This is a genomic window from Mycobacterium sp. E3251, from assembly GCF_001666835.1.
Lineage (GTDB): Bacteria > Actinomycetota > Actinomycetes > Mycobacteriales > Mycobacteriaceae > Mycobacterium.
Window position 1 is genome coordinate 19,882 of record NZ_LZJF01000154.1, and the last position, 16,936, is coordinate 36,817.

Here is a 16,936-nt window from a genome sequence, read left to right on the forward strand (position 1 = left end):
GTTTACACCTGTGACGCGCGGCGGCCGTAGTCACCGAAGGGTTCGTCGCGATGCCGCACCGCGTCGCGGAATCCGTGCTCCACGGCGTCGGCGACGAAGGCGTGACCTTCCGGGGTGTGCCGGGCAACGCCGTCGAACACGGTGCTGACCATCCTGCTGGTGGCCACACCCTGTTGCAGCAGAGCCGAATTCAGCGCGAGCTTGACCATCATCAGCTGGTTGACGGGCACCGCGGCGATCCGCTGCACGAGCCGTTCGGTGCGCTCGTCGAGGTCCGCCGGGTCCGGGGCCTCGACCGCCAGCCCCCACTCGGCCGCCTGCGCGCCGGTGATGCAATCACCGGTGAACAGCAGGCGCTTGGCGCGCTGGTCGCCGAGCCGGTGCGCCCACAGCCCGGCCGCCGGGACGCCCCACACCCGCGTGGGCGGGTAGCCGATCTTGGCGTCGGCGGCGGCGATCACCTGGTCGGCATGCAGCGCGATGTCGGTGCCCCCGGCCACGCAGTAACCGTGGATCTTGACCACCGTCGGCTTGTCGGCGTGCATCAGGCTGGAGAAGCCGCGCACGAATCGACTCATCATCTGGTAGTCGATCATCGGGTCCCACGGCTGGTCGGGTAAGTGGTTGACCGCCTGCGTCTTTCCGCTCAGCACGGTGCCCTCGTAGGCGCCGGTCCCGCCGGCCGAGCCGGTGCGGTCGGCATAGGCGCTCAGGTCGAACCCGGCGCAGAACCCCTCGCCGCGGCCCGACACCAGGATGACGTGCACGCCTGCGTCGAGGTCGGCGCGCTCGACCAGCGCCGAGAGCTCCAGCGGGGTGTCCGCGACGATCGCGTTGCCCTTCTCCGGGCGGTTGAAGGTGATCCGGGCAACCCGGTCGGTGACCTCGTAGGTCATGGTCTTCAGGTTGTCGAAGTCGACCGGCCTGATCGCGTGCGTCATCCCTTTACTAGAGCACGCTCGAGGATCGGGGCCATATCGAGGCCGGCGGGCATGGTGCCGTAGGCCCCGCCCCACTGGCGGTCGAGCCGGGTGGTCAGGAAGGCCTCCGCGACGGCGGGGTGGCCGTGGCGGACCAGCAGCGAACCCTGCAGCGCCAGACAGATGTCCTCGGCCACCTTGCGGGCGCGGTGCGCGATGGTGTCCAGGTCGGTCAGGTCGTGGCGCAGCCGCTCGACGTGACCGCCGAGTCGCGGGTCCGCGCCGGCGCTTTCGGCCAGCTCGGCGAACAGCACCTCGACGCACTCGGGCCGGGTGGCCATGGCGCGCAACGTGTCCAGCGCGCTGACGTTGCCCGAGCCCTCCCAGATGCCCATCAGCGGCGCCTCGCGGAACAACCGCGGCATGCCCGAGTCCTCGACATATCCGTTGCCGCCCAGGCATTCCAGCGCCTCGGCGGCGTGCGGGGTGGCGCGCTTGCACACCCAGTACTTGCTGGCCGCCAGGCCGATGCGCCGCAGCAGCGCCTCCTGGTCGTCGCCGCGCAACGCCTTGTCGGTGGCGCCGGCCATCCGCATCGCGACGATGGTCGCGGCCTCGGCCTCCACGGCGAGGTCGGCCAGCACGTTGCGCATCAGCGGCTGGTCGATCAGGTAGGCGCCGAACGCCTTTCGGTGCTGGGCGTGGTGGATGGCGCGGGTGAGGCCGGTGCGCATGCTGGTGGCGCTGCCCAGGGTGCAGTCCAGGCGGGTCAGGTTGACCATCTCGATGATGGTGGGGACGCCGCGGCCCTCCTCGCCCACCAGCCACGCGGTCGCACCGTCGTACTCGACCTCGCTGGAGGCGTTGGCGTGGTTGCCGAGCTTGTCCTTGAGGCGCTGCAGGAACATTCGGTTGCGGGTGCCGTCGGGCAGCACCCGCGGCAACAGGAAGCACGACAGCCCGCCCGGGGCCTGCGCGAGCACCAGGAAGATGTCGCACATCGGCGCCGAGGTGAACCACTTGTGGCCCGTCAGGCTGTAGCTGCCATCTGCGTTCGGGGTCGCCTGCGTGGTGCCGGCGCGCACGTCGGATCCGCCCTGCTTCTCGGTCATCGACATGCCGGCGGTGATCCCGCGCTTGGTGGTGGCCAGCTTGAGTTCGGGATCGTATTCGCGGCTGGTCAGCAGGGGCTCGTAAACGGCGGCGAGCTCGGGGTTGTAGCGCAGCGCGGGGACCACGGCGTAGGTCATCGAGATCGGGCAGGTGTGGCCGGGCTCGACGTTCCAGACCGACATCTTCGCCGCCCGCACCACGTGCGCGCCCGGGCGGTCGTCGGCCCACGGCGCGGCGTGGATGCCGGTGGCGATCGCCGTGCGCATCAACTCGTGGTAGGCCGGGTCGTACTCGACCTCGTCGACCCGATGGCCGTACTTGTCGTGGGTGTGCAGGATGGGCCGGTTGCGGTCGGCGAGCTCGCCCCAGCGCTGCGCTTCGGGGCCACCCGCGATCGCGCCCACCTCGTTCACCTCTTCCAGTCCCCATTCCCCGCCCTCGCGGATCAGGGCCTCGACGAGCACCGCGGACGTCGCGGGGTTGTAATTCTCCAGCGGGGGGACCTGGTTGGTGACGACATGCGTATCCGACATGCCACTCATGTTACATTTTTCCGACAGCCGCACAAGAGGTGTAATAGGGCGTTACCGTGGGTGCGCGGCGAAGAATTCCCAGAGCGTCCGTGCGGCGAACGGGGGCCACTCGTGACCGCCCGCCTCGATCGTGATCAGCGTGACGCCGCGGCTGCCCGCACATCCCGCCGTCGACGTGTTGAGGGGGCCATTCGTCGTGGTCGCCGGGGCCGCGCACTGATCGACGTTGCGCCAGAACGCATTCACCTCGGGTACCGAGGGACCGTTGATCACGCTGAAGCCCTGCCCGCCGCCGTAGGGCACCAGCCGATCCGCCGTGCCGTGGATGTGCACGATCGAGACCGGACGCGGGTTGGGGCAGCGGTTGAGCTGGGTGCCCGCCACCGGTCCGATCGCGGCGAAGAGGTCGGTGGTGCAAGCCAGCGTGTAGGCCATGATGGCGCCGTTACTCATGCCGGCGACATAGACGCGGGCGGGGTCGGTGCCGAGGTGCTTGGCGATGTCGGCGACGGCCGCGCTGACGAAGGCGACGTCGTCGACACCCTCCCGCCCCGGCCGGCCGCAGCAGCCTTCCCCGTCGACGTTCCAGGCCCGCTCGAGTCCATCCGGGTACGCGACGACGAACTTGGCCGAATCGGCCAATTCGTCCCAACCGTAATCCCTTTCGACCTGTCTCGCGCTCCCGGAATAGCCATGCAGCACGACGACGAGCGGCGGCGAAGCGGGTTTGCCCGCCGGTTCGTAGAGCCGGTAGCTGCGATCGTGTCCGCCCACTTCGAGGTGGTGCAGGCTGGTCCCGGTGACGAAGCCGGAGGGCGGCGCCGGCGAACAGCTCACGACCAGCAGGACGACCCGGAGGAGGGTTACGAGCCGACCAAGCACGGGCCGGGTCTCAGCCGCCGGTCTTTTCCCGCAGGAACGCGATGTCGTCCTTGCGGCCCTCGTCGGCGGTCTCGCAGATGACCGGCGCGTCGGCGGCCTTGACGACCGCGGCGAGCAGCTCGGGATCGATCTGGCCGGTGCCGAAGTTGGCGTGCCGGTCGGCGCCCGAGCCGGCGGCGTCGCGCGAGTCGTTGCAGTGCACCAGGTCGATGCGTCCGGTCAGGGCCTTGATCCGGTCCACCGCGTCGATCAGCTCCTCACCCGCGGCCCACGCGTGGCAGGTGTCCAGGCAGAAGCCGATTCCCTTGTCGCCGATGCGATCCCAGAGCCTGCCGATGGTGTCGAAGTGGCGCGCCATCGCGTGGTCACCGCCGGCGGTGTTCTCCAGGTACACCTGCACCTCGGTTTCGAGGTAGTCCAGCGCCTTGACCCAGCGCTCGAAGCCGGCCTCCATGTCGTCGTCGTCGGCGTGGCCGCCGTGCACGATCACCGCCGTCGCGTTGATCTCCGACGCCGCGTCGCAGGTGTCCTGCAGGATCTTGCGCGAGGGGATGCGGATGCGGTTGTTGGCCGAAGCCACGTTGATCAGGTACGGCGCGTGGACATACAGCGGGATGGTGGACGCCTTCAGCGCCTCGGCGTCGTCGCGCGGCTTGGGCTTCTTCCAGCTCTGCGGGTTGCCCAGGAAGAACTGCACCGCGTCGGCGCCATCCGCCTGGGCGGCGGCCAGGGGGTCGTCGTTGTGGACATGTGAACCGATGAGCACGCGGCCAGTGTAGTTGGGAAGCCGGGCGCGAGGAGGTGCGCGGAACCAATAGGCGAGCCCCAAATTCGATAGCGCCCGCGATATCAAATTCGGGGATCGAGTGGTGGTCCTTGAGCGGTACCGATGTGGCGAATGATGCGGCCGCGTTGGGCGGGCGCCACACCAGGGTGACGCTCGGGCCAACGAAAAAGCCCCGGGCGAACCCGGGGCTTTTCGGTGTGGACTCGATTCGATTGTCCGACTCCTCAGCGGCGAGTTACCTCGCCGCATCGTCGTCGAACTAGCGGTAGTCGCTGTAGCCGTAGTCGTCCAGCGGCACCGCGGCACCGGTGGCCTGGCCGAAGTCCGGGCTGTAGTACTGATCCTCGTAGGACGGGATCGTGTACGCGGCGGCCCGGGCCTCCTCGGTCGGCTGCACCTGGATGTTGCGGTACCGGTTGATACCGGTACCGGCCGGGATCAGCTTTCCGATGATCACGTTCTCCTTCAGACCGTTGAGCTTGTCGCTGCGGCAGTTGATCGCCGCATCGGTCAGGACTCGCGTGGTCTCCTGGAACGACGCCGCCGACAGCCACGAATCGGTGGCCAGCGACGCCTTCGTGATGCCCATCAGCACCGGACGGCCGGCGGCGGGCTCGCCGCCCTCGGCCACCACCCGACGGTTCTCCGCCTCGAACTCCGCACGGTCGATCAGCGAACCGGGCAGGAACTCCGTTGCGCCCGAGTCGATGATGGTGACGCGGCGCAGCATCTGGCGGACGATCACCTCGATGTGCTTGTCGTGGATCGACACACCCTGGGCGCGGTAGACCTCCTGGACCTCGCGGACCAGGTGGATCTGCACCTCGCGGGGGCCCTGCACGCGCAGCACCTCGTGCGGGTCGGCCGAGCCTTCCATCAGCTGCTGGCCCACCTCGACGTGGTCGCCGTCGGAGAGCACCCGCTCGGAACCGTCCTCGTGCTTGAAGACACGCAGACGCTGCCGCTTGGAGAGCTTGTCGTACACGACCTCCTCGCTCCCGTCGTCGGGAATGATGGTGATCTTGTAGAAGCGCTCGCCCTCCTCCAGTTGCACCCGCCCGGTGAGGTCCGCGATCGGGGCCTTGCCGCGCGGGACGCGGGCCTCGAACAGCTCCTGGACCCGGGGCAGACCGCCGGTGATGTCCTCACCGACACCACCCTGGTGGAAGGTGCGCATGGTCAGCTGCGTGCCGGGCTCGCCGATGGACTGGGCGGCGACGATGCCGACGGCCTCGCCGATGTCGACCAGCTTTCCGGTGGCCATGGACCGCCCGTAGCAGGTCGCGCACACGCCGGTGCCGGTGGTGCACGTCAGCACCGAGCGCACCTTGACCTGCGTGATGCCGGCCGCCAGCAGGGCGTCGATCTCCGGGTCACCCAGGTCCTCACCGCGGCGGACGACGACGTTGCCGCCCTCGTCGACCGCGTCGGCGCCCAGAGTCCGTGCGTACGCCGAGGTTTCGATGTACGGGTCGCGGATCAGGGTGCCGTCGGGCTGACGCTCGGCCAGCTCGACGAGGATGCCGCGCTCGGTCTCGCAGTCGTGTTCGCGGACGATGACGTCCTGGCTGACATCCACCAGACGACGGGTCAGGTAACCCGAGTCGGCGGTACGCAACGCGGTGTCCGCCAAGCCCTTTCGGGCACCGTGCGTGTTGATGAAGTACTCCAGCACGGTCAGGCCCTCGCGGAACGACGACTTGACCGGACGCGGGATGAACTCACCCTTCGGGTTGGTCACCAGGCCCTTCATGCCGGCCAGCGTTCGGGTCTGGGTGAAGTTACCGGTGGCACCCGAGTCGACGATCGTGATGATCGGGTTGTCGGCGGGGTAGTGCTCGCGGAGCGCCTGACCGACCTCGTCGGTGGCCTCCTTCCAGATCTCCACCAGTGCCTCGTTGCGCTCGTCGTGGTTCAAAGCGCCGCGCTGGAACTGCTTTTCGACCTTCTCGGCCCGCTCCTCGTACTGGTCGAGGATCTCCTTCTTGCGCGGCGGCACCAACACGTCGGCCATCGAGACCGTGACACCGCTGCGGGTCGCCCAGTAGAAGCCGGCGTCCTTGAGCTTGTCCACCGTCTGCGCGACCACGATCATCGGGTAGCGCTCGGCGAGATCGTTGATGATGGCAGCCTGCACCTTCTTGTGCATCTGCTTGTTCACGAACGGGTAGCCCACCGGCAGCAGCTCGTTGAACAGCACCCGGCCCAGCGTGGTCTCGGCCATCCAGGCATCGCCCGGCTGCCAGCCGTTGGCACCGAACAGCTCCGCCTCGATCTCGGCGGGCGGACGCAGCTGCGTCAGACGCACCTTGATCTTCGCCCGCACCGAGAGCACGCCGCGGTCGGCGGCCATGATCGCCTCGGCCGGCGAGGAGTACACGCCCACCTCCGGCTGATCCTTTGCGGCCGCGCGGAATTCGCCCTTGTCGCCGTCGACCTCGGTGGTGAGGAAGTACAGCCCGGTCACCATGTCCAGACGCGGCATGGCCAGCGGGCGCCCGGACGCGGGCGACAGGATGTTGTTACTGGACAGCATCAGGATGCGCGCCTCGGCCTGCGCCTCCGCGGACAGCGGCAGGTGCACCGCCATCTGGTCACCGTCGAAGTCGGCGTTGAACGCCTCACACACCAACGGGTGCAGCTGAATCGCCTTGCCTTCCACCAGCATCGGCTCGAAGGCCTGGATGCCCAGCCGGTGCAGGGTGGGTGCGCGGTTCAGCAGCACCGGGTGCTCGGCGATGACCTCTTCGAGGACGTCCCACACCTGGGGACGCTGCCGCTCCACCATTCGCTTGGCGCTCTTGATGTTCTGCGCGTGGTTGAGGTCGACGAGCCGCTTCATCACGAACGGCTTGAACAGCTCGAGCGCCATCAGCTTGGGCAGACCGCACTGGTGCAGCTTGAGCTGCGGGCCGACCACGATGACCGAACGGCCCGAGTAGTCGACACGCTTGCCGAGCAGGTTCTGGCGGAACCGGCCCTGCTTACCCTTGAGCAGATCGGAGAGCGACTTCAGCGGACGGTTGCCCGGCCCGGTGACCGGCCGGCCGCGGCGGCCGTTGTCGAACAGCGCGTCGACGGACTCCTGCAACATCCGCTTCTCGTTGTTGACGATGATCTCGGGCGCACCGAGGTCGATCAGCCTCTTGAGGCGGTTGTTGCGGTTGATCACGCGGCGGTACAGGTCATTCAGGTCGGACGTGGCGAACCGGCCACCGTCGAGCTGCACCATCGGGCGCAGTTCCGGCGGGATGACCGGCACCGCGTCGAGCACCATGCCCATCGGCGAGTTGCCCGACTGCTGGAAGGCCGCGACCACCTTCAGCCGCTTGAGCGCACGAAGCTTCTTCTGCCCCTTGCCGTTTCGGATGACGTCGCGCAGGATCTCGGCCTCGGCGTCGATGTCGAAGTTCTCGATGAGCTTCTGGATCGACTCCGCGCCCATGGCGCCGGTGAAGTATTCGCCGTAGCGGTCGACGAGCTCGCGGTAGAGGTTCTCGTCGACGATCAGCTGCTTGGGGGCCAGCTTGGTGAAGGTGCTCCAGATGTCCTCCAGCCGGTCCAGCTCACGCTGGGCCCGGTCACGGAGCTGGCGCATCTCCCGCTCGCCGCCGTCGCGCACCTTGCGGCGGGCGTCGGCCTTGGCGCCCTCGGCCTCCAGTTCGGCCAGGTCGGCCTCGAGCTTCTGCGCGCGGGCCTCCAGGTCGGCGTCGCGCTGGTCCTCAACGGCCTTGCGCTCCACCATCATTTCGGCCTCGAGCGTGGACAGCTCGTTGTGCCGCATCTCGTCGTCGACCGACGTGATCACGTACGCCGCGAAGTAGATGATCTTCTCGAGATCCTTCGGGGCCAGGTCGAGCAGGTAACCGAGCCGGCTCGGCACACCCTTGAAGTACCAGATGTGCGTGACGGGCGCGGCCAGCTCGATGTGGCCCATCCGCTCGCGGCGGACCTTGGCACGGGTCACCTCGACGCCGCAGCGCTCGCAGATGATGCCCTTGAAGCGGACGCGCTTGTACTTGCCGCAGTAACACTCCCAGTCGCGAGTCGGTCCGAAGATCTTCTCGCAGAACAGGCCGTCCTTCTCCGGCTTCAGCGTGCGGTAGTTGATCGTCTCCGGCTTTTTGACCTCGCCGTAAGACCATTGCCTGATGTCCTCCGCGGTGGCCAGGCCGATACGGAGTTCATCGAAGAAGTTGACGTCGAGCACGTAACTCCCTTTCCCCTTGCGGGTTTAGTAACTAAAAGTGATTAAGCCAGGTCCTCAACGGACGCGGATTCGTTGCGGGACAGGTTGATTCCCAAGTTGGCCGCAGCCCGCTCGAGGTCCTCGTCCTCGCCTTCGCGCAATTCGATCGCCGCGCCGTCCGACGAGAGCACCTCGACGTTCAGACACAGCGACTGCAGCTCCTTGAGCAGCACCTTGAACGACTCCGGGATGCCCGGCTCGGGGATATTCTCGCCCTTGACGATCGCCTCGTACACCTTGACCCGGCCGACCGTGTCGTCGGACTTGATGGTCAACAGCTCCTGCAGCGTGTACGCGGCGCCGTAGGCCTGCATGGCCCAGCACTCCATCTCACCGAACCGCTGGCCACCGAACTGCGCCTTACCACCCAGCGGCTGCTGGGTGATCATCGAGTACGGACCGGTGGAGCGGGCGTGGATCTTGTCGTCCACCAGGTGGTGCAGCTTCATGATGTACATGAAGCCGACCGTCACCGGGTACGGGAACGGCTCACCGCTGCGGCCGTCGAACAGCACCGCCTTGCCGTCGCCGTTCACCATCACCTCGTTGTCCCGGTTGGGCAGCGTGCAGGACAGCAGGCCCTGCAGCTCCGCCTCCCGGGCGCCGTCGAACACCGGCGTCGAGACGATGGCGTTGGGCTCCGCGCTCTGCAGCTCCTTCGGCAGGTTGGCGGCCCAGTCGGGCGAACCCTCGATGTTCCAGCCGGACTTGGCCACCCACCCGAGGTGGGTCTCCAAGATCTGGCCGATGTTCATCCGTCGCGGCACACCGTGGGTGTTCAGGATGATGTCGACCGGCGTGCCGTCCGGCAGGAACGGCATGTCCTCGACGGGCAGGATCTTGCCGATCACGCCCTTGTTGCCGTGCCGGCCGGCGAGCTTGTCGCCGTCGGAGATCTTCCGCTTCTGGGCCACGTAGACGCGCACCAGCTCGTTGACGCCGGCGGGCAGCTCGTCGTCGTCCTCGCGGGAGAACACCCGGATGCCGATGACCTTGCCGGACTCGCCGTGCGGCACCTTCAGCGAGGTGTCGCGGACCTCGCGCGCCTTCTCACCGAAGATCGCCCGCAGCAGCCGCTCCTCCGGGGTCAGCTCCGTCTCCCCCTTCGGGGTGACCTTGCCGACCAGGATGTCGCCGTCGCGGACCTCGGCGCCGATGCGGACGATGCCGCGCTCGTCGAGGTCAGCCAGCACCTCGTCGGAGACGTTCGGGATGTCCCGGGTGATCTCCTCGGCGCCCAGCTTGGTGTCGCGGGCGTCGATCTCGTGCTCCTCGATGTGAATCGAGGTGAGCACGTCCTCTTCGACCAGGCGGTTGGAGAGGATGATCGCGTCCTCGTAGTTGTGACCCTCCCACGGCATGATCGCCACGAGCAGGTTCTTGCCCAGCGCCATCTCACCGTTCTCGGTGCACGGACCGTCGGCGATGACCTGGCCGGCCTCGACCCGGTCTCCGGCGTCCACGATCGGCGACTGGTTGGCGCACGTGCCGTGGTTGGAACGCTCGAACTTGCGCATCCGGTAGGTGTGCCGGGTGCCGTCGTCGGCCATCACGGTGATGTAGTCGGCGGAGACCTCCTCGATCACCCCGGCCTTGTCCGCGACGACGACGTCGCCGGCGTCGATCGCGGCGCGCAGCTCCATGCCGGTGCCCACCAGCGGCGCCTCGCTGCGCACCAGCGGAACCGCCTGGCGCTGCATGTTGGCGCCCATCAGGGCACGGTTGGCGTCGTCATGCTCGAGGAACGGAATCATGGCCGTGGCCACCGACACCATCTGGCGCGGCGAGACGTCCATGTAGTCGACCTCGGACGACGGCACGTACTCGACCTCGCCCGCCTTGCGGCGGACCAGGACGCGCGACTCTTCGAACCGGCCGCTGTCGTCGATCGGCGAGTTGGCCTGCGCCACGACGTGGCGGTCCTCCTCGTCGGCGGTCAGGTAGTGGATCTCGTCGGTGACCACACCGTCGACCACCTTGCGGTACGGCGTCTCGATGAAGCCGAACGGGTTGACCCGCGCGTACACCGACAGCGAGCCGATCAGACCGATGTTGGGACCCTCGGGAGTCTCGATCGGGCACATCCGGCCGTAGTGCGACGGGTGTACGTCACGGACCTCCAGCCCGGCCCGCTCACGGGACAGACCACCGGGGCCCAGCGCCGACAACCGGCGCTTGTGGGTGAGCCCCGACAGCGGGTTGTTCTGGTCCATGAACTGGGAGAGCTGGCTGGTGCCGAAGAACTCCTTGATCGCGGCGACCACGGGCCGGATGTTGATCAGCGTCTGCGGCGTGATCGCCTCGACGTCCTGCGTGGTCATCCGCTCGCGGACGACCCGCTCCATCCGGGACATGCCGACCCGGATCTGGTTCTGGATCAACTCGCCGACGGTACGCAGGCGGCGATTGCCGAAGTGGTCGATGTCGTCGGTCTCCACCGGCACCTCGATGCCGCCGGGGACGGTCATGACCGCGGGCTGGCCATCCGTACGGGCGTGGTGCAGGCGCACCAGGTACTCGATGGTGGCGACGACGTCTTCCTCGGTCAGGGTCGACGACGTGATCGGCTCACCGGCGTGCAGACCCAACTTCTTGTTGACCTTGTAGCGGCCGACGCGGGCCAGGTCGTAGCGCTTCTCCTTGAAGAACAGGTTCTCCAGCAGCGTCTGCGCGGACTCCTTGGTCGGCGGCTCGCCCGGGCGCAGCTTGCGGTAGATGTCCAGCAGCGCCTCGTCGGTGCCGGCGGTGTTGTCCTTCTCCAGCGTGCCCATCATGATCTCGGAGAAGCCGAACCGCTCGTGGATCTGCTCGTTGGTCCAGCCCAGCGCCTTGAGCAGCACGGTGACGGGCTGGCGGCGCTTGCGGTCGATGCGCACGCCGACGGTGTCGCGCTTGTCGACGTCGAACTCCAGCCACGCGCCCCGGCTGGGGATCACCTTGACGCTGTGCAGCAGCTTCTCGGTGGACTTGTCGATGCTCTCGTCGAAGTACACGCCGGGCGAGCGCACCAGCTGGCTGACGACCACGCGCTCGGTCCCGTTGATGATGAAGGTGCCCTTCTCGGTCATCATCGGGAAGTCACCCATGAACACCGTCTGGCTCTTGATCTCGCCGGTGTTGTTGTTGATGAACTCGGCCGTGACGAACAGCGGGGCCGCGTACGTCATGTCCTTGTCTTTGCACTCGTCGACCGGCGCCTTGACCTCGTCGAAACGGGGATCGGAGAACGACAGCGACATCGAGCCGGAGAAGTCCTCGATCGGCGAGAGCTCGTCGAGCACCTCCTCGAGACCACCGACCGGCTTGACGTCGCCGCGGGCGGCCGCGGCCTCGCGCCAACGGGGAGAGCCGATCAACCACTCGAAGGAGTCGATCTGCACGTCGAGCAGGCCGGGAACCTCGAGCGGTTCGCGTAGCTTGGCGAAGGAAACTCGGTTAGGCGCTCCGGGTACGGAGCCGTTTAAGGAACTTCCATTAGAGGAACTTTGTGGGCGATCCGTTTTGCTCTGGCGGGAATCAGCCAAGATGCATCCTTCCAGCACCTCGTGCGACTCACGAGAACCGGAACCACCGGTCTGTTCGCCGCGAATTGTGTCGGTTTGGCCGGCGAACGATCTGTCCGAATCTCACGCGCACAACTAAAGAACTAAGCCGCTAGAGGGGGCTCAGGCTTAGACCACATTGTCAAGTGGCGGGTGAGGTGGGCAGGAGGTAGCCAGCGCAACGTCCAACAATAGCGCAGGGCGGCGCATTCCTCAACTGTCCAGCACAAGCGATCCAGGGACATCGGCGCTGGCTGGCATCTCGACTTTCCACTGGATCCATGCTGCCCAACAGACTGGCCGGTTTACGCCCCGTCGTCAAGAGGGCGGGCCGGGAGAGTTACGCGAAGTTATCGCAACTCGAACCGGGCCGCTAGTCGCCGACTTCGTGCGCACGGTACTTGTGGGTGCCCTCCATGTCGTCGATGATCGCGGCCTGTGCCTTCTGCGGCAGGGTGTGCAGGATCTCGCGCACCCGCGCCTGGCGGCGGGCGACGGCCTTGCGCTCCGGCATTCCCGGCGAGGCGACGATCTGCGGGGGCACCCCCTCGATCTCCTCGACACCGCCGGCGTGCTGACCGGCCTCGAGGGCGGCCTGCTCTTCGGCCATCGTCGACTCGTCCTTTTCCTCGGACATGCCGATCGGCCCGATGCGGCGGCCGTTGAGGAACTGCCGCACCACCGGCTCGTCACTGGTCAGCAGCACCTCGCGCGGGCCGAACATGACCAGCTTGCGCCGGAAGAGCATGCCCATGTTGTCCGGAACGGTGCGGGCGATGTTGATGTTGTGCGTGACGATCAGGACGGTGGCGTCGATTTGGGCGTTGATGTCGAGGATCAGCTGGCTCAGGTAGGCGGTACGGACCGGGTCCAGACCCGAGTCCGGCTCGTCGCAAAGGATGATCTGCGGGTCCATCACCAGGGCGCGGGCCAGGCTGGCGCGCTTGCGCATACCGCCCGAGATCTCGCCGGGGAACTTCTTCTCGTCGCCGCCCAGACCCACCAGGGTCAGCTTCTCCATGACGATGTCACGGATCTCGCCTTCCTTCTTCTTGGTGTGCTCGCGCAACGGGAAGGCGGCGTTGTCGAACAGGTTCATCGAACCGAACAGCGCGCCGTCCTGGAACATGACGCCGAACAGCGTGCGGATCTCGTAGAGCTCCTTGGCCGAGCACTGCAGGATGTCGGTGCCGTCGATGACGACCGAGCCGCGCTCCGGCCGCAGCAGACCGATCAGGGACTTCAGAAACACCGATTTGCCGGTACCCGACGGCCCCAGCAGCACGCTGACCTCCCCGGCCGGGATCTCCAGCGTCACGTCTTCCCAAATCCTCGACGACCCGAAGGACTTCGTGAGGCCGTTCACCTCAATAGCGACACCCATGGGAGATCCTTCCGTCGACGCACATGCCCGCCACCTGCCCTTTTATGTGGCATGAGTCACTGTAGCGCACGCTTGCTGCACGGCATCAGGGTTGCGCGGCACAGCCGACAAAAATTGGCTGACCTGAGATCCCGCCGCGCTCGGCGGCGGTCGTCTTATTCAACTCACGTTAGCCAGTGGGCGCCCAATTGCCGTGGAAGCCCATCGGCACCCGCTGGGGCAGGTGCACGGTGGCCACCGGCTCGAGCGTCGCGGCGTCCAGCAAGACCAACTGGCCTTCGTCGCGCTCGCGGTGATAGCCGTAGCCCAGCAAAATGCCGTCGTCCTCGGCTCGGTCCGTCGCGGAGCCCCCGGGGTTGGGCACAAAGGACATCTCGCCGAGCAAAAGGTCCGGGTCGAGCGGCGCGACCACGCTGCCCCCGGTGGCGTAGTCGTGCTTGTACAGCGCGGACGCGGCGCCCTGGAAGGACGCACCGACGGTGTAGCCGAAGCGGTGTTCCCGGCCCAGCAGTGTCTCGTTGATCCGCGGGAATTCCTGCGGCCGGTCGTCGCGGCATTCGGTGCTCACCGCGCCGGTCGCGAGGTTGATGGTCCAGCGCTCGAGGGTCGGCGGGGCTTCGCCGGGCCCGCGCCGGTCGTGGTCGAACATCCGCGCGTACCGCACCACGTCCAGCACCAAAACCTCGGTGCCGTCCCGCATCTCGGAGTAGGCGTTGAGTGGGTGGTAGACGTAGCAGGGTTCGATGTCGAACCAGCGGATGTCGGAGTTCATGCCCTCGCGCGGCATGACCCCGATGCGCGCCGGGTAGCCGGGGTCCCAGGCGTACGGCATCCGGTCGGAGTGCTTGGGGTTTCGGTTCATCATCGCGTTGAGCGGGCTCGGCACCCGCACGCGCCCGATCAGCGACTGCATCACCAGCCGGGCCGGCAGGCCCAGCCAGCGGGGCATGGTCACCGGCAGCACCTGCATCGGGTCGAACGTCACCGGCAGGTCGTAGACGACGACGTAGGAGTCGGTCAGCGAGAAGTCGTGCATCATCGGCGACCCCGACACCTCGATGTCCACCGTGCGGCGCGCGCGACCCCGGGTGTCGATCACCGAGTACTGCACGGTCCGGCCGCGGGCGAACGAGTAAGAGATGGCGTGCAATTCGCCGGTGCGCGGGTCGCGGTGCGGGTGGGCGGTGTAGCCGCCGGCCAGGGTGCCGTCGAAGTCGCATGTCCCGATGGTGTCCAGCTCGTCGGTCAGCTCGTAGTTGGCCACCCCGCCCTCGACCAGCGCCAGGGTGCGGCCGGCGTGGGCCAGGACGTTGGTGTTGGCGCCCAGCGAGAGCATGCCCGCCCGCGGGTTGAGCCGGCCCGGCGTCGGCTCGCCCAGGGCGCCGCACACCGACAGGCTGCGCACCCACCGGTTGCGGTACCACTGGGCTTTCCCGTCGCGCAGCGCGACGCCGTGCACCATCCCGTCGCCGCTGAACCAGTGATAGGTGGCGGGGTCGACCTCCTCGGCCGGGTTGGGACCGTTGCGCAGATAGCGTCCGTCGAGGTGCTCGGGGATGCGGCCGGTGACCGGCAGGTCGGTCGCGGTCACTTCGGCGCGCACCGGCGCCAGCAGGCCCTCCAGATAGGGATTCCGGGTCTCGGAGATTTGCGCGGACGTCATCGCTGAACTCCTATAACATTGATATGACGTTGTTATAGGCAACGTACGCCGTGGATGGGAAGATGGCAACGATGACTTCAGAAGCGACTGCGGGCACCGCGCCCGCCGGGCAACGCAGTGTCCGCGACGAGATGCTGTCCGCGGCGGTCGGCCTGCTGAACGAGCATGGGCCCGACGCGCTGCAGACCCGCAAGGTCGCGGCCGCGGCGGGAACGTCGACGATGGCGGTGTACACGCACTTCGGCGGGATGCAGGGCCTGATCGCCGAGGTGGCCGCCGAGGGACTGCGCCAGTTCGACGCCGCGCTAACCGTGCCGCAGACCGCCGACCCGGTCGCCGACCTGTTCGCGACCGGCGCGGCCTACCGGCGCTTCGCCATCAAGCATCAGCACATGTACCGGCTGATGTTCGGCAGCACCAGCGCGCACGGCATCAACGCGCCGGCGGGCAACGTCCTGGCCCTCACGGTCGCCGAGATCGAGGAGCACATTCCCAGCTTCGCGCATGTGGTGCGGGGGGTGCATCGGTGCATGCTGGCGGGCCGGATCAGCGCCGGCGCGCCGGACGACGACGCGGCGGTGCTGTCGACGGCCGCCCAGTTCTGGGCGTTGATCCATGGATTCGTGATGCTTGAGCTGGCCGGCTACTACGGTCACGACGGCGACGCGGTGCTGCCGTTGCTCGCGTCGATGAATTCGAATCTCCTTGTCGCTCTGGGTGATTCACCAGAACGAGTGGCGCAATCGCTGGGCTGAGCACACGAAAACCCCCGGGAGCGCCGCGAGGCGGTCCCGGGGGTTTTGCGAGTGGAGCTACTTGACGGTGACCGTGGCGCCGGCGGCCTCGAGCTTGGTCTTGGCCTCCTCTGCGGCCTCCTTGGCGACCTTCTCCAGCAGCGGCTTGGGCGCGCCGTCGACCAGGTCCTTGGCCTCCTTGAGGCCCAGGCCGGAGACGATCTCGCGGACCACCTTGATGACGCCGATCTTCTTGTCGCCGGCGGCCTCGAGGATGACGTCGAACTCGGACTGCTCCTCGGCGGCCTCGGCGGGGGCGCCACCGGCGGCCGGGCCGGCCGCGGCGACGGCGACCGGAGCGGCCGCGGTGACCTCGAAGGTCTCCTCGAACTTCTTGACGAAGTCGGAGAGCTCCAACAGGGTCATTTCCTTGAAGGCGTCGAGCAGGTCGTCGGTAGACATTTTCGCCATGGTGTGTGGGTCCTTCCTAATTTCCGGTTGGGGTTATTCGGCTTCGGCCGGGGTTTCCGGAGCCTCAGTGGGTGCTTCCGAAGCTGGTTCTGGGGCGGCCGCCGCAGGCGCGGCGGGCGCCTCGTTGGCCTTCTTTTCCTGCAGGGCGGCCGCGAGGCGAGCGACCTGCGAGGCGGGCGCGTTGAACAGGCCGGCGGCCTTGGCGAGGTTGCCCTTCATCGCGCCGGCCAGCTTGGCCAGCAGCACCTCGCGCGACTCCAGGTCGGCGATGCGCTCGACCTCGGCGACGGTCAGCGCGCGGCCGTCCATGTAGCCGCCCTTGATGACCAGCGCCTTGTTGTCCTTGGCGAAGGTTTTGATGGCCTTGGCCGCGTCCACCGGTTCCCCGGTGACGAACGCGATCGCGGTGGGTCCGGCGAACAGTTCGTCGAGACCCTCGACGCCGGCTTCCGACGCCGCCCGCTTGATCAGCGTGTTCTTGGCCACCGAGTAGGTGGCCGATCCGCTCAGCGAGCGGCGCAGGTCGGCCAGGTTGGCCACGGTCAAACCGCGGTACTCGGTGATCAGGGTCGCGGTCGCCTCCCTGAACTGCTCGGCGATGTCTGCAACGGCGGTGGCTTTGTCAGCCCTGGCCATGCGTACCTCCTGATGTGAAAGC

The 16,936-nt window shown here is 67.5% G+C and carries 11 protein-coding genes; 1 reads left to right on the forward strand and 10 read right to left on the reverse strand.

Features of this window, described 5'->3' with window-relative positions:
* Positions 1 to 2: 2 nt before the first annotated feature.
* The 8 genes from A5697_RS18830 to A5697_RS18865 all read right to left on the reverse strand — a co-directional run bounded on the left by A5697_RS18830 (position 3) and on the right by A5697_RS18865 (position 15,073).
* A complete protein-coding gene (locus A5697_RS18830) occupies positions 3 to 941 on the reverse strand; it encodes a crotonase/enoyl-CoA hydratase family protein (RefSeq protein ID WP_067944852.1) in 939 nt (312 codons plus the stop codon).
* Complete coding sequence (locus A5697_RS18835; RefSeq protein WP_068011653.1) at positions 938 to 2,566, reverse strand: acyl-CoA dehydrogenase family protein; 1,629 nt, start codon at positions 2,564 to 2,566, stop codon at positions 938 to 940. The genes A5697_RS18830 and A5697_RS18835 overlap by 4 nt, the downstream gene beginning before the upstream one ends.
* Before the next feature lie 51 nt (positions 2,567 to 2,617).
* Entirely contained in the window at positions 2,618 to 3,448 is an 831-nt protein-coding gene (locus A5697_RS18840) for a PHB depolymerase family esterase (protein ID WP_068011654.1), read from the reverse strand.
* 10 nt (positions 3,449 to 3,458) lie between these two features.
* Positions 3,459 to 4,214 (reverse strand): deoxyribonuclease IV, encoded by a 756-nt coding sequence (locus tag A5697_RS18845; protein WP_068011655.1) that lies wholly within the window; start codon positions 4,212 to 4,214, stop codon positions 3,459 to 3,461.
* Between the two features lie 280 nt (positions 4,215 to 4,494).
* The gene (locus A5697_RS18850) at positions 4,495 to 8,445 is read right to left on the reverse strand and encodes a DNA-directed RNA polymerase subunit beta' (protein WP_068011656.1); all 3,951 of its coding nucleotides are present in this window, start codon (positions 8,443 to 8,445) and stop codon (positions 4,495 to 4,497) included.
* Between the two features lie 41 nt (positions 8,446 to 8,486).
* Positions 8,487 to 12,008, reverse strand: coding sequence for a DNA-directed RNA polymerase subunit beta (locus A5697_RS18855; RefSeq protein WP_156673363.1), 3,522 nt, complete (start codon positions 12,006 to 12,008; stop codon positions 8,487 to 8,489).
* Between the two features lie 391 nt (positions 12,009 to 12,399).
* Positions 12,400 to 13,410: an ABC transporter ATP-binding protein gene (locus tag A5697_RS18860; protein WP_066951969.1), complete on the reverse strand. Its 1,011-nt coding sequence runs from the start codon at positions 13,408 to 13,410 to the stop codon at positions 12,400 to 12,402.
* Between the two features lie 169 nt (positions 13,411 to 13,579).
* A complete protein-coding gene (locus A5697_RS18865) occupies positions 13,580 to 15,073 on the reverse strand; it encodes a carotenoid oxygenase family protein (RefSeq protein WP_068011657.1) in 1,494 nt (497 codons plus the stop codon).
* Between the two features lie 62 nt (positions 15,074 to 15,135).
* Between A5697_RS18865 and A5697_RS18870 the strand changes: the two genes are divergently transcribed.
* Positions 15,136 to 15,828, forward strand: coding sequence for a TetR/AcrR family transcriptional regulator (locus tag A5697_RS18870; RefSeq protein WP_369806129.1), 693 nt, complete (start codon positions 15,136 to 15,138; stop codon positions 15,826 to 15,828).
* Positions 15,829 to 15,885: 57 nt separating this feature from the next.
* Here the strand turns inward: A5697_RS18870 and rplL are convergent, their stop codons facing one another.
* Together rplL and rplJ are read right to left on the reverse strand one after the other, a co-directional pair.
* Positions 15,886 to 16,278 (reverse strand): 50S ribosomal protein L7/L12, encoded by a 393-nt coding sequence (gene rplL, locus A5697_RS18875; RefSeq protein ID WP_066951972.1) that lies wholly within the window; start codon positions 16,276 to 16,278, stop codon positions 15,886 to 15,888.
* Between the two features lie 33 nt (positions 16,279 to 16,311).
* Positions 16,312 to 16,914 carry a 50S ribosomal protein L10 gene (rplJ, locus tag A5697_RS18880; RefSeq protein WP_067944858.1) on the reverse strand — a complete coding sequence of 201 codons (603 nt, stop codon included), beginning with the start codon at positions 16,912 to 16,914 and terminating at the stop codon, positions 16,312 to 16,314.
* Between the last annotated feature and the right edge of the window lie 22 nt (positions 16,915 to 16,936).